Origin of the sequence: Thalassotalea agarivorans (assembly GCF_030295955.1) — a bacterium.
Classification (GTDB): domain Bacteria; phylum Pseudomonadota; class Gammaproteobacteria; order Enterobacterales; family Alteromonadaceae; genus Thalassotalea_D; species Thalassotalea_D agarivorans.
In genome coordinates this window covers 751,663-764,938 of the sequence record NZ_AP027363.1, presented here as the reverse complement: position 1 = coordinate 764,938, position 13,276 = coordinate 751,663, and the positions used below count along the sequence as shown (strand labels likewise).

General features: G+C 41.6%; 17 protein-coding genes and 1 riboswitch. Of the genes, 11 read left to right on the top strand and 6 right to left on the bottom strand.

Translation table 11 applies throughout. The features are described 5' to 3' along the window. Window positions 1–245 precede the first annotated feature (245 nt). On the bottom strand, window positions 246–941 hold the full coding sequence (locus tag QUD85_RS03545) for a M48 family metallopeptidase (protein WP_093327838.1): 696 nt from the start codon (window positions 939–941) through the stop codon (window positions 246–248). After that, on the bottom strand, window positions 942–1,232 hold the full coding sequence (locus QUD85_RS03540; protein WP_093327840.1) for a YebG family protein: 291 nt from the start codon (window positions 1,230–1,232) through the stop codon (window positions 942–944). 324 nt (window positions 1,233–1,556) lie between these two features. Here QUD85_RS03540 and QUD85_RS03535 point away from each other — a divergent pair, with 324 nt between their 5' ends. Beyond that, window positions 1,557–1,910 carry a DUF3718 domain-containing protein gene (locus QUD85_RS03535; protein ID WP_093327841.1) on the top strand — a complete coding sequence of 118 codons (354 nt, stop codon included), beginning with the start codon at window positions 1,557–1,559 and terminating at the stop codon, window positions 1,908–1,910. Between the two features lie 58 nt (window positions 1,911–1,968). Here the strand turns inward: QUD85_RS03535 and QUD85_RS03530 are convergent, their stop codons facing one another. Both QUD85_RS03530 and moeA read right to left on the bottom strand, forming a co-directional pair. Further along, window positions 1,969–4,374, bottom strand: a complete 2,406-nt coding sequence (locus QUD85_RS03530) for an alpha/beta hydrolase family protein (protein WP_093327843.1) — start codon at window positions 4,372–4,374, stop codon at window positions 1,969–1,971. Window positions 4,375–4,541: 167 nt separating this feature from the next. After that, on the bottom strand, window positions 4,542–5,783 hold the full coding sequence (gene moeA, locus QUD85_RS03525) for a molybdopterin molybdotransferase MoeA (protein WP_093327846.1): 1,242 nt from the start codon (window positions 5,781–5,783) through the stop codon (window positions 4,542–4,544). A 113-nt stretch (window positions 5,784–5,896) separates the two neighbouring features. After that, a riboswitch (molybdenum cofactor riboswitch) is annotated at window positions 5,897–6,029 on the top strand. Here moeA and moaA point away from each other — a divergent pair. The 10 genes from moaA (at window position 6,015) to QUD85_RS03475 (ending at window position 12,532) form a co-directional block, all read left to right on the top strand. Continuing rightward, on the top strand, window positions 6,015–6,986 hold the full coding sequence (moaA, locus tag QUD85_RS03520; RefSeq protein ID WP_093327848.1) for a GTP 3',8-cyclase MoaA: 972 nt from the start codon (window positions 6,015–6,017) through the stop codon (window positions 6,984–6,986). It overlaps the preceding riboswitch by 15 nt. Next, on the top strand, window positions 6,986–7,579 hold the full coding sequence (gene mobA, locus QUD85_RS03515; RefSeq protein WP_093327850.1) for a molybdenum cofactor guanylyltransferase: 594 nt from the start codon (window positions 6,986–6,988) through the stop codon (window positions 7,577–7,579). The genes moaA and mobA overlap by 1 nt, the downstream gene beginning before the upstream one ends. After that, window positions 7,569–8,108: a molybdenum cofactor biosynthesis protein B gene (moaB, locus tag QUD85_RS03510; protein WP_093327852.1), complete on the top strand. Its 540-nt coding sequence runs from the start codon at window positions 7,569–7,571 to the stop codon at window positions 8,106–8,108. Before mobA ends, moaB begins: the two co-directional genes overlap by 11 nt. A gap of 2 nt (window positions 8,109–8,110) precedes the next feature. Continuing rightward, window positions 8,111–8,587: a cyclic pyranopterin monophosphate synthase MoaC gene (moaC, locus tag QUD85_RS03505; RefSeq protein ID WP_093327855.1), complete on the top strand. Its 477-nt coding sequence runs from the start codon at window positions 8,111–8,113 to the stop codon at window positions 8,585–8,587. 10 nt (window positions 8,588–8,597) lie between these two features. Then, the gene (locus QUD85_RS03500; protein WP_245732054.1) at window positions 8,598–8,849 is read left to right on the top strand and encodes a MoaD/ThiS family protein; all 252 of its coding nucleotides are present in this window, start codon (window positions 8,598–8,600) and stop codon (window positions 8,847–8,849) included. A gap of 2 nt (window positions 8,850–8,851) precedes the next feature. Beyond that, window positions 8,852–9,301, top strand: coding sequence for a molybdopterin synthase catalytic subunit MoaE (gene moaE / locus QUD85_RS03495; protein ID WP_093327858.1), 450 nt, complete (start codon window positions 8,852–8,854; stop codon window positions 9,299–9,301). Between the two features lie 4 nt (window positions 9,302–9,305). Beyond that, window positions 9,306–10,049: a molybdate ABC transporter substrate-binding protein gene (gene modA, locus QUD85_RS03490; protein ID WP_177168839.1), complete on the top strand. Its 744-nt coding sequence runs from the start codon at window positions 9,306–9,308 to the stop codon at window positions 10,047–10,049. Continuing rightward, the gene (gene modB, locus QUD85_RS03485) at window positions 10,046–10,735 is read left to right on the top strand and encodes a molybdate ABC transporter permease subunit (protein WP_093327862.1); all 690 of its coding nucleotides are present in this window, start codon (window positions 10,046–10,048) and stop codon (window positions 10,733–10,735) included. Before modA ends, modB begins: the two co-directional genes overlap by 4 nt. Continuing rightward, complete coding sequence (locus tag QUD85_RS03480; RefSeq protein ID WP_093327863.1) at window positions 10,728–11,774, top strand: molybdenum ABC transporter ATP-binding protein; 1,047 nt, start codon at window positions 10,728–10,730, stop codon at window positions 11,772–11,774. Before modB ends, QUD85_RS03480 begins: the two co-directional genes overlap by 8 nt. A 50-nt stretch (window positions 11,775–11,824) precedes the next feature. Then, a complete protein-coding gene (locus QUD85_RS03475) occupies window positions 11,825–12,532 on the top strand; it encodes a HesA/MoeB/ThiF family protein (RefSeq protein ID WP_286219627.1) in 708 nt (235 codons plus the stop codon). A 29-nt stretch (window positions 12,533–12,561) separates the two neighbouring features. Here QUD85_RS03475 and rmf read toward each other — a convergent pair whose 3' ends face one another. Continuing rightward, on the bottom strand, window positions 12,562–12,735 hold the full coding sequence (gene rmf / locus QUD85_RS03470; protein ID WP_093327867.1) for a ribosome modulation factor: 174 nt from the start codon (window positions 12,733–12,735) through the stop codon (window positions 12,562–12,564). A gap of 290 nt (window positions 12,736–13,025) precedes the next feature. Beyond that, window positions 13,026–13,241 carry a DUF3820 family protein gene (locus QUD85_RS03465; RefSeq protein ID WP_093327868.1) on the bottom strand — a complete coding sequence of 72 codons (216 nt, stop codon included), beginning with the start codon at window positions 13,239–13,241 and terminating at the stop codon, window positions 13,026–13,028. Window positions 13,242–13,276 lie beyond the last annotated feature (35 nt).

The window sequence follows — 13,276 nt, the reverse complement described above, 5'->3', positions numbered from 1 at the left end:
GTTTTCCTTCCTCTAAAAAAGAAAAAGCCCGTAACCTTTGTGGGTCACGGGCTATTTACTTGTTCTTTTTACGCGTACTAGCCTATGACCACCATCGAATAATAATGGTAGTAATAATAATGGTAATTGTGTTGAGGCTTAGTACGTTCATGAGATTAAAATGCTATACAATGCAGTTATAGTCAACAAAAAACTTTAAATAAAAAGTTATAAAACATGCATAGTTAGTTATAACACAGTTAACGTTAAGGTAAGGTGCAATGCTGGCCGCGATGATTAAGCCATGCCTTAGCACTTCGGTACAAAGGGAAATGATGCTGCACTAATTGCCAGTAGGCTTTAGAATGGTTCATATGCCGGGTGTGACACAGTTCATGGATGATAACGTAATCGACAACCCAAGGCGGCGCCATCATTAAAAATACATTCAACGATATACGTTTTTGGCTGTTACAACTGCCCCACCTTGCTTTGTATTGACGAACATTAACGTCGTTATACGCGAGCCCAGTTAGCGCTGATAGTTCGGCTACTCTTTGCACAAGCACCCGCTTTGCATTTGTAGTTAACCACTTTAATAGCACGCGTTTTATACGCACTGTTTGGTTTGTCTGACTTTCGTTTGCAATAGGTTTAAGTACAACGATAATGCCCTTATCACTTACCTGCACCGTATTTTTACTGCCAAGTTCAACGGAAAAACGATGTTTTTGTCCTAACCAATACAAACTATCATCTTGTTGATAACTAAAGCGATCATCAAGTTTTTGCTGTTGGCAAACAAGCTTACTTTGAATCCATTTATGTTTGCGCTCGACAAGTTGATTGATGTAGTCGTCGCTTATATAAACGGGCGCTCTTACAATCACTTCACCTTGTTTTACTTGTATTGCGAGTGTTTGACGGCGAGCGCTTCTTATGACTTGAAATGGGAATTGCAATTACGCGACTTCCGCAGGATTTTCTTCCACTAATGCTGGCTTTTTAGGTTTTGCCACTTTAGGTTTTTTTGCTTGCAATGCAATAAGCACTTGCTCGCGATGTTTTGCTAAATAAATACTTAGCTCTTCTGTAAGTTGTTCATCCATTGAAAGTGTAGACGCTTCGAACATTTCAGCTAAGTTATCAGCCATGTCTAACATCTTGTCATATTCATCTGCCGACTTCTTGTCCATAAATGTTTTTACCTCTTCACCTTGTCGTACAACTACAAACCGACTTTCTACTGCCATAGGTCACCCTTATTAAAAGCTGTATAAAACACCAGTAGTTTATCAGTACATTGACTAAAAATGCAAAAACTATTTATGACAAAAGTGTGTCTTAGATGACCAATGTATGAATAAATGTTTCAAAACTTACAACGGATGTAAAAGTTTATGAAAGTGCGACAAATTTACACTTTTCTCAGCCTATATAAATCAATAACTTAGCGATGAGTTGCAGGTAAAATACGTTTGTTTTCGTAACATTCAACACGATAACTTTTACAGCTTTTTTCCTTGTTTACGGCAACTATATAACTGTGCTTGACCTAAAAACCAACGGAGAACGTCATGAATAAAGTAAGAAAAGTAGTTGTATTAACATTAGCATCACTAGGTGGATTCGCAGCATTAGTATCAAATGCGAATGCAATGGACAGACATATGGAAACAGCGTTGATTGATACCTGTAAAGCGGCGAAAAGCAATAGCACAATTCGTCTTAAAAATACGCTGGAAGATTATCGTTTAAAAGAAAGTACAGTTGCTCTTAAAGTAATGTGTAATGGTACTGATATCGCAGACTTTGCATCACTGCATGGTGCAGACCGCACTGCAGCGAAGTTAAACGACGCAGTTAAAGGTACAGTTGAAATTATTGATGTTGCGAAAGTAACTAAAATCAACGTTACCTTCGAAGAATAGTCAATTCAAATATTGAAAAAGGAGCGCGATGCGCTCCTTTTTTATTGCTTAAACAATGCTACTTCCCTTTATTTTTTACGTATTTTTCTAACCACTGATCTTGTTCCCAGAGTGTATGCAATACGCTTTCTTTTGCTCTATAGCCATGACTTTCCTTAGGCAACATTACAAGCCTTGTAATTGCACCTAAACCTTTCAAGGCATTAAAGTATCGTTCGCTTTGCATAGGATATGTCCCTGAATTGTTGTCAGCTTCACCATGAATTAACAATAAAGGTGTTTTCATTTTATCGGCATGCATAAACGGCGACATGTTGTAATATACTTCGGGGGCGTCCCAATAATGCCTTTCTTCAGACTGAAAACCAAACGGCGTTAACGTACGATTGTATGCTCCCGAACGCGCAATTCCCGCTGCAAACAAATCAGAGTGAGATAGCAGATTTGCCACCATAAAGGCACCATAACTATGGCCACCTACGGCAACACGCTCTCTATCAATCAAATTACGTTGGTCTAGCGCATCTATTGCCGCCTTTGCATTAGAGATCAGTTGCTTTCTAAAAGTATCATTTGGCTCTTCGTCCCCTTCACCAACAATTGGAAAAGACGCGTCATCGAGCACAACGTATCCCTTGGTTACCCAATAAATTGGCGAACCGTACCAAGGGAAGATAAAACGATTAGGGTTTTGCGTATTTTGGCCTGCACTCGATTTATCCTTAAACTCCTCTGGGTAAGCCCATAAGATCATCGGATACTTTTTACCTTTCTTATAATCCACCGGTAGATACACGGTACCCGTTAAGTCTAAGCCGTCTTCTCGTTTGTAGGTGATAACTTCCTTCTTAACATTTTGTAGACTGACAAATGGATTAGTAAACGACGTAAGCGCTTTTAGTTCATTATTTTCTAAGTTTCTAAAGTAGTAATTAGGGTACTCACTTTTTGATTCAATACGCACTAATAGCCTGTTATTTTTCAGGTTAAAATCATTAATTGCTTCGTATTTATCAGTATAAGTCGACTGATATACACGAGTTTTCTCTAATGATTGCAGATCCATTTTATCTAGAAATGGAAATTGCCCTTTAGCGGTAAATCCATCGCCAAGCATAAATGCATTGCCGTTGTCAGTAGCTAAGACATCACGGAAATATTCATTTTTAGTGGTAACAAAACTACCAGGATCGTTGTACCTATCTTGATAATTTCTATCTGAAATGATTTTCGCTGCTTCTGCCTGGTTCGGACTAAACAAATAGGTTTTGGTATTTCGCGTATTCCACCAATAATCCATGGCAATTGCGGTGCTATCGTCTTTCCAAATAAAGCTGTAAATTCGGCCATGTGTTTTTAACAGAAGTTTGGGTTTAGCTTTGAATGGGGCCGCAATTTGCATCACATGATCACGATAGTTCGCTTCCTTTTCAGGATCACCGCCATCTAATGCCTCTGCATAAACTAACGTATTTGGTTTATCGCTGCGCCATTGAATGCGACGCGGACCAGTCCTAACTGCCATAAAGCCCTGCGGCAGATCTTCTATCAAAGGTACATCAGCTGCGGTAAACGCGTGCTTAACCTTATTTGTGTACACGTCGATCTTGTGAGGAAATCTACGATACGGTACTAAGTAAGAAAATGGACGCTGAAATTGTTGCACCATAACATAGTCACCAGCAGGAGAAACACTCACGTTTCCATACATACCGGCAGGCAACCAAGGAGCAACGTTTTTATCTAAAGACACTGTATACAGCGCGGAACGTGCAAGTTGTTCAAAGTTAAATTCATCATTCTTGTCTTTCAACAGGTCTTGATACGTGCGGTTTTGTGCCTTTTTGCCATCGCTGACAGAAATTGTTGGCCCTGTTGGCACGGCATTACTTGAATCAATTAGAGGCTTTCTATCGTCCGGCAACATTTTCACAAGCAAGGATTTACTATCTGCTTGCCAATTGATTGCATCCCCCATATTTGCGTTCACGGCTTTGTCAGTTAAACGAGTTGCCGATACAGCTTTAATATCTAACACCCATAATTCGACCTGAGTAGATGTCGTATGAGTAAACGCTAAGTAAAGCTGATTAGGAGACCAGCTAAAATTTGATAAACGCGGTTTTTCAGGCATGCCTTTTACGGTAATCGCCTTATCGCTGCCAACACGTTGTATTTTTAGATCATTGTAATAAGTGACGCGGCTTCCTATATTAGTTTTAGGGTCAATCCTGAGCCCCGCTAGACGCATTTCTTCTTTCGACAATTCATCGATAGATTTGTAGTTACTTCTAAATAACAACACCATGTTTTCTTGTGCATCATCGACAAACGTCGCTGGCGCCATGGTGACATCAACTAGGTCTAAAATTTCTTTTGATGGTTTTTGATATTGCAACGCGTCTTGCGCAATGGCTGGCAATGTACAAAAGAGCAACATTGCATATATCCATTTTTTAAACATATGAATTCCTTGATCAAAATTAACAATACGGCACTAGTGTAGACTATTTTTTTACAGCTACAAACCGCGATGGGGACGACATAAACTTATACTTCTTTAAGCCATCGCAGCTTAAACGTGCAATCATCTTGCTGCACAAACTACTAGGGCAATGAGTATGTCTTTTATTAGGTTAGCAAGGCATCAAAGGGTTCAATCAGAACCTGCTCTCCCTCAAACAAACTCCCTTGCTCAGCAGGCAATACGATAAAACAATTGGCGACAGACATACTTGTCAACATGCCAGAGCCTTGTGCGCCTGTGGTAGATACAGACACTTCGCCATTTTCATTGGTGGTATAAATGCCACGCTGAAAGTCCTTGCGTCCAGGACGTTTTCTGATATTGGCTGTTAAGGTGGCACGCATTTGTTTTCTTGGAGACCATTTAGCCCCTTGCATTTGCGTTAATGCAGGCACAACAAGTTGATAAAAAGTCACAGTTGCTGAAACAGGGTTACCTGGTAAGCCAAAAAAGATACTGTCGCTTAATTGTCCAAACGCGAATGGTTTTCCGGGTTTAATGGCAACTTTCCAAAAATCTACCGAGCCCAATTCAGCTAATACCTGTTTTGTATAATCGGCTTCGCCTACGGATACTCCACCACTACTAATGACAATATCAGCTTGCTCATTAGCACTATTGAAGGCGCTGGTTATCGCCGCCAAATCATCTGCGACAATACCAAAATTAAGGATATTAACACCTAACTTTTTAAGCATACTTGTAACTACATAGCTGTTAGTTTCGTAGATGTCGCCAGATTTTAGCGATTCACCGGGTCTTTTAAGTTCATCGCCAGTCGCTACAAGCGCAACAGTAAGCTGTTTAAACACATCGATGTGCGCAAAACCGAGCGACACCAAAACGCCTATATCAGCACTAGATAATTTACGCCCCGCTGCAAAAATCACTTGCCCTTGTGAGATATCCTCTCCTTTATTTCTTACATTGGCACCCATGTATTTAGGTTTTTCTATGGTAACCAGTTGTTCAGAAACTACTTGAGCATTTTCTTGCATTTGCACAGTATCGCACCCATCTGGCACAACTGCGCCGGTCATGATGCGAACACACTCACCTGACGCGACAGAACCATTAAAGGGAGCGCCTGCAAATGATTGTCCAACTAGCGTCAATGTTTGGCTGTTGTCGAGCATTGCGTCAAAGGCGAAAGCGTAACCATCCATCGCCGAATTATCGGCACTAGGCACATTCATCGAACTTACCACGTCCTTTGCCAATACCCGCCCTAGTGCATCTTCTATTGCTATTTGCTGGGTTTCAGACGGCGTGGGCATAGCGTCAATTAAGTAGTTGACCGCTTGCTCAAAAGACATGAGTCCATTTTCTGTATCGCAAATCGACATAACCTTCCTCTAGTCGCTCAAAAATTGATGTAGATACTGTTTTACTTCTGCTTTGCTTTGATAATAAACAGAAATTAGGAATTTATACTATACCTTAATGAAATATTCGTTATACTGAAATTATTCGCCGAGTGGTTTTTGCTAAGGCTTAGCTATGCAAATCTCACCGTGGCCAGAGCCACCAGGGTTAGTAAGGAAACAAACTAGCCTCCCGACATTTGGAAAGGTGACATGCTAACAGATAATTTTGGCCGTAGGTTTTATTATCTACGCCTATCAATAACCGACGTATGCAACTTTCGTTGTAACTATTGCTTGCCCGATGGCTATCAATGTGACAACGATCGTGACTTTTTGTCGCTTGAAGAAATCATCCGCGTTGTGCGCGCATTCGCCAAGCTAGGTACGGAAAAAATTCGTATCACAGGTGGTGAACCCTCATTACGTAAAGACCTACCGGAAATTATTGCCGCGTGCAAGGCCGTGCCAGGTATCAAACAAGTTGCTATAACCACCAATGGATACAAATTACCGCAAATGCTGCCTAGCTGGGTAGATGCAGGACTTGATGCACTTAACGTAAGCATCGACAGCTTAGATCCCAAACAATTCCATCGTATAACCGGCCATGACAAACTAGCGACTATTCTCGAAGGTTTGGCGATGGCGCAGCAATATCCAAAACTCAAAGTAAAAGTTAACGCGGTATTAATGCGCCACTTTACCTCGGGTGCAATGAATCAATATCTGCAGTGGCTAAAACACACCCCGGTGACATTGCGATTAATTGAATTAATGCAAACAGGCGATAACGTGAGATTTTTCGAAGAGCAACATGTTGGCGGAGAACAAATCAAACAATCGTTATTAAGCGATGGTTGGTTGCCTGAAATTCGTAGTAAAACCGCTGGACCTGCTCAAGAGTTTTTCCATAGTGATTTTCAAGGAAAGATAGGCCTAATTATGCCTTACAGCAAGGATTTCTGCGCCAGCTGTAACAGACTAAGAATAAGTGCATTGGGTAAGTTGCACTTATGCTTGTTTGCAGAGCAAGGGCTCGATTTAAGGCAATATCTGCAATCTGATGATACTCAACCACTAACAGAAGCAATCGCCGCTTTAATGACCGATAAAAAAGCCACACATTTTCTGCACGATAAGTTAACCGGTGCCACTAAACACCTGGCGATGTTAGGTGGGTAATGATGGTAAATATTGAGCGTTCTAATGTACTCGGCGTCATACTTGCGGGTGGCAAATCAAGCAGAATGGGCACTGATAAAGCACAGTTATCCTTTGCAGGTAATTCGATGCTTACCCATACCAAACAGCTTTTAAGCCAAGCAAATGTGCAGAACATTGTTGTAAGTGGCAAGGACTATCAATGTCCAGATATTATTGAAAATGCAGGACCACTCGGGGGCATCCATAGCGTCATCAAAGCCTATCGCCCAAGCGCTATCCTTGTATTGCCCATAGACATGCCGTTGATGCAACCAAAGTTACTTGAGCAGCTAATAAATACCGGGCAACTCACTCAACAAGCCGTTCATTTTCAACAATATGAATTCCCTTTGTATATGCCGATTAACGCTTTTAGTGAGCAATTCTTTAACCAAGCGTTCAGTCAATTTTCAGGTAAAGGGCCGTCTATCAAATCGTTGTTAGCTGCAATACCTAGCAAGCAATTATCGGTTAAACATCATCAGGCTTTTATTAATACTAATACGCCAGAGCACTGGCAAAAAGCGCTGCATTTGCAAGCGCAAAATAGCAAGGAATCATATGTCAGTTAAATCTAATGTGGCATTCATGCCACTCAATATCGCCGTATTAACTGTGTCCGATACACGTGATGAATCTAACGACACGTCAGGACAAGCTCTAGTAGAAAGATTGGCAGCAGCTGGCCATCAATTGGCGGAAAAGCGCATCGTAAAAGACGATGTATATCAATTGCGTGCCGTTGTATCAGCTTGGATAGCAGATGAAAATATTGATGCAATCGTGTCAACCGGCGGCACAGGATTCACCGCTCGCGATAACACTCCAGAGGCAATTCAAGTGTTGTTTGACAAAAATATAGAAGGATTTGGGGAACTGTTTCGCGCAATTAGCTATAACGAGATAGGCACATCAACGGTGCAATCTCGCGCTTTTGCAGGTATGGCAAATAATACAGTGATCTTCTGTGTACCAGGCTCCACCAACGCTTGTAAAACAGCATGGGATAAAATCATTGAAGAGCAACTAAATGCCAGCCATCGCCCATGTAACTTCGTGCCTCACTTGAAAACAACAACGCTTTGCCAAAGCCGAGGTTAGCGATGACGCAGTCTTTTACCCATCTTAATGAAAAAGGCGAAGCCAATATGGTGGATGTTACCGAGAAGGCGGTAACACAGCGCATTGCAACAGCAGAAGGTTTCGTCCATATGGAAAGTGCTACCTTGGCAATGATTGCCCAAGGTGAGCACAAGAAAGGCGATGTTATTTCGGTTGCCCGTATTGCCGGCATACAAGCGGCTAAAAAATGCAGTGATTTAATTCCATTATGTCATCCACTGATGCTGACGAAAGTAACGATCGAGTTTGAACTGGATACAGCACAGCAAAAAGTCCGTGTGCTCGCAACATGCAAATTAGCCGGACAAACGGGTGTAGAGATGGAGGCTCTTACTGCGGTATCCGTTGCATGCCTAACGCTTTTTGATATGTGTAAAGCCGTCGACAAGTCGATGACAATCGAGGGAATTAAAGTATTAAATAAGTCTGGCGGCAAAAGCGGTGATTGGCAGCGTTAACAAGGAGAGCATGATGGTCACGATTCGATTTTTTGCAGCCTTAAAAGAACAATTAGATTGTTCTAGCTTAACAATAGACAAAACTGATATTTCTGATATCGCTGCGTTAAAAGCCCACCTTGTTGATGTAAACCCCCATTGGAAAGAAGCATTGCTCAACAATGCGTTACTAGCATCTGTAAACCATCAAATGGTTAACGAGCAATGTGCGATTAAACAAGGTGATGAGGTTGCCTTCTTCCCTCCTGTGACGGGCGGCTAACTATGGAAATAGCAATCCAGCACAATGATTTTAGCGTTGCAGATGAAATCGCCAAGCTTGAACAGGATAACGTCGACGATGGCGCTACTGTAACCTTTACCGGTCGTGTGCGCGCGCAAAATAATCAGCAAAATGTCACAGGCTTATTTCTTGAACATTACCCTGAAATGACAGAAAAAATGCTTACCGACATCATCAAGCAAGCAAGAAGCAAGTGGCAAATATCGAAAGTTCGCGTTATCCATCGCGTGGGTCATTTGTCTTTGGGCGACAATATTGTGTTCGTCGGCGTCACAAGTCGACACAGAACAGATGCCTTTGCCAGTGCTGAATTTATTATGGACTTTCTCAAGGTCAAAGCCCCTTTTTGGAAAAAAGAAACGACTGAACAGGGCGAAAAATGGTTAGACGCCAAGGCTTCAGATCATCAAAAAGCGAGTAATTGGGAGTAAAACGTTGCTACGACGTGGACTAAATTTTATCTTGCTTTGTAGCTATTTATTAATAGCTGATTTTGCCCATTCACAGCAGCTACGTGTTGCCGTTGCAACTAACTTTGCCCCCACACTAAAAGCAATAGTCCCTGCATTTGAAGAAAAATACGAGGTAAACGTTGATGTTATTTCAGCAGCGTCGGGCGTATTGTTTCAACAAGCCACTTTTGGCGCACCGTTTGATGTTTTTGTCAGTGCTGATAGCTTGCGCCCTGCAAAGCTATCACAACAAGGGCTAGCGCATTATGTTAATACCTATGCCTATGGCAAGCTCGTATTGTTCAGTAACAACCCTAAGGTCACATCGATAGAAGACCTAGATAAAGTTAAGGGTAAAATAGCTATTGCTAACCCTAAGACAGCACCCTATGGCATTGCGGCTAAAGAAGCCCTTCAACACAGCAAAGTGTGGCAAAAAATACAGCCTCAATTAGTTACAGCAAACAATGTTGCACAAGCGCACAGTCAGTTTCTCACCGGCAATGTAGAGGCTGCGCTAGTAAGCGAAAGTTTTGTCGTTGGGAGCGCTCAAGTACACCGCGTTGATATCGCTAGCTACAACCGCATTGTTCAATCTGTTTGTATCCTTAGCAACACAAAAGACCAAGCAATAGCAAAAGCGTTTGTCACGTATTTGTTAAGTAGTGAAGTTCAAAATGTGATCGAAAAGCATGGCTACGACAAAGCGCAGGGAGGTAAGTCATGAGTGCCGATATCCTTGCACTTACCACAACACTAAAAATGGCGTTTATTAGCACCATTATCCTGTTGTGCATCGGTATACCTTTGGCGTGGTGGTTGGCAAATTTAAAACACAAAAGCAAAGTGGTGCTTGAAGCGTTTATTGCCCTCCCCCTAGTGCTACCGCCGACCGTATTAGGATTCTATTTGTTAGTCGCATTTGCCCCAGATAAATTGCCCGGCCAGCTGTGGCAACAAGCAACCGGACAACAATTGGCGTTTAGTTTTTCGGCCATTGTTATTGGCTCTATTTTCTATTCATTACCGTTTATGGTGCAGCCGATACAACGCGCCTTTGAACAATTAGGTGATGAATATACGCAAACTGCAGCAAGCCTAGGAGCAGGCCCTTTTAAACGGTTTTATTCTATTGTGCTCCCATTGACCAAGCATAGTATTGTATCCGCCGCTTGCTTGGCTTTTGCGCATACTCTTGGCGAGTTTGGGGTAGTGCTAATGATAGGTGGTAACATTCCTGGAGAAACGAGAGTTTTGTCGATAGCGCTCTTCGATCATGTTGAAGCCTTTGATTATCAACAGGCCCACTATTTGGCAGGAGCACTTATCGTTGGAAGTGTTTTGTTTCTCTCGTTAATCTATTGGTTAAGTAGAAAGCAGTCTTCATTGCTACCGGAGACTCGTGATGCTTGATGTCAATTTAAGCGTTGAAAAACGCGCCTTTAAACTTTCAGTACGCTATTCGTTTCAACCGGGAATCACCGGAATTTGGGGAGAATCTGGGGCGGGAAAGTCTACACTTTTAAACGCAATAGCGGGATTTGAAACACTTTTGCAAAGTGAACTGATGTTAAATCAACAATCAATCGTGCATCTCCCCCCTGAAAGACGTCAAGTTGGCTATGTATTTCAGCAACCAAGGTTGTTTCCTCATTTATCGGTTAAGCAAAATATCAGCTATGGTTATGGCATCAAACAAACTGCCAAAAAGCCTTTGCAATATTGGATAGATGCAACGGGATGCACTGCGCTTTTAAATAAACCTATTGCCAAACTGTCAGGTGGTGAAAAACAGCGTGTAGCGCTGGCTCGTGCCCTTGCTACAGAGCCTAGTATATTACTGCTAGACGAACCCTTCTCTGCACTTGATGAGAACAACAAACGCGCTCTACTCGCTTTAGTAAAAAAAATCGCTAACGAGCAAAACATCATCATATTGTTTGTTAGCCACCAGCTCAGCGAAATTCAAGCTATCGCTGATAATTTAGTTGTGATTGAGCAAGGTAACGCAGTGCTAGATGGTCCTATACATGAAGCAATCCATCGTTTGCGCGACCAACATACACTATTGAGTAGCTTTTCGGCGACAGTCAAAAATCATATGAATGAACAAGGGATCAGTGAGTTAGCGCTGCCTGATGGCACACCTATCTATAGCGCACTCCTGCCTGAAGGTATTGTTCAAAATGATACGATTCGATGTATGATTTATGCCGAAGATTTAAGTATTAACTTGATCAAGAACGACGCCACATCAATCGTCAACCAAGTGCCTGCGACTATCAAAGATCTAGTTCATCATCAAAACTATGTATGTGTCACGTTAATGCTGGCAGAACAAACATTTTACGTAAAAATTACACCATACTCTTATCAACAACTAGAGCTTGAATATAATCAAAATGTTTGGATTCAATGTAAAGCAAGCGCAATTAAAACCTATGCAATATAGTAAGGAGCACCGTGCTTAGCCAACAAGAACAATTAAGATATTCGCGCCAGATGATGGTAAGCAAAATAGGCGAACAAGGTCAGCTAAAGTTACAACAAGCAAGCGTACTTATTGTTGGTATGGGCGGCCTAGGTAACCCAATGGTTGCCTACCTAGGAAGTGCTGGCCTTGGTAAGCTTGTTTTAGTGGATGGTGACGATATAGATTATACCAACTTGCAACGACAAGTACTTTTTACCGAACAAGATGTCGGCGCTAATAAAGCTGAAACACTGCAACAATTCATGCAAAACCAAAATAGTGCAGTTGATATTGAAGTAGTGGATGAAATGTTGGATGAGGAACTGGCAGAGTATTATATTCCACAGGTAGATGTTGTCATTGATTGCACAGACAATATTGAAACTCGTTATCTACTTAACAGATTGTGCGTTAGCCATAAAGTACCACTAATCGTTGGCGCGGCGACAGGGTTTGATGGGCAACACATGGTGGTTAATAGTAACGAGCAAGACAACGCTTGCTATGAATGTCTTTTTCCTAGCAGCCAAAAAGCACCGATTGTAAATTGCCAAACGGTAGGGATAGTCGGCCCAGTTTTATCGATCATCGCCGGTATGCAGGCACTACATACAATCAAACTAATCACCGGATTACCGGTAAAATATAACACCCTATTTGCATTTGATGGAATGGATATGCAGTGGCAACAATTTACCATTGGTAAGCAAGAAAGTTGCCCTATTTGCAACCAATAAAAAGGGAGGCTATTTGCCTCCCAATGTAATTACTTAAACAACCCCATACTTCGGTCCGTCATGGCCTCTCGCCAGCCCCCGAGCCATTCAGATTTCGCGTTTGCATTGTTATAAGGGCACATTTCCTTTGAGCGCCCCATGAGTCCAGCTTGATACCCATTGTGATGTGCGCGTTCTAAACGATCTCGTTTTTGTCTTCTCATTAGCCAACTCCGTATATCTTATTGATAATATTAATATTTATAGACAATTGTTATTAGCAAAAACCAGCCAAAAAAGTTGCTATCAACTCATTAAGTAAAGTGGAATTAAAGCGAGTATTCAAGGCGAAAATTGTACAAATAACCTAATAAAACTAGGGGTATTTTACAGTGGCATGAAGATCCAAGTCTTTGATTAAGAGCTTTTCTAATGGAAACAAAACTTTAACGAGAATGTCATATACCTGATGTTAATAAACAGCTCAATTTCCATAAAAAAAAGGTTTAAAAGATTATTTTAACAGCGGCCTAAGCATTCCCTCTAAGCCATTTAATTTTACTTCATAAATTAGCGCTAGTTGTTCACCCAATTTACCTGGTGGAAAACCATTACTGTGAAACCACACTAAGTAGGGTTCAGGTAAGGTCAGTAACTTTCTACCGGCATATTTGCCAAACGGCATAGTTTGGTTAATCGCTGCTACAAGCGCCGCTTTATCGTCAATCATGAATAGGTTCCTGTCTATGAATTGTGAACTTTTGA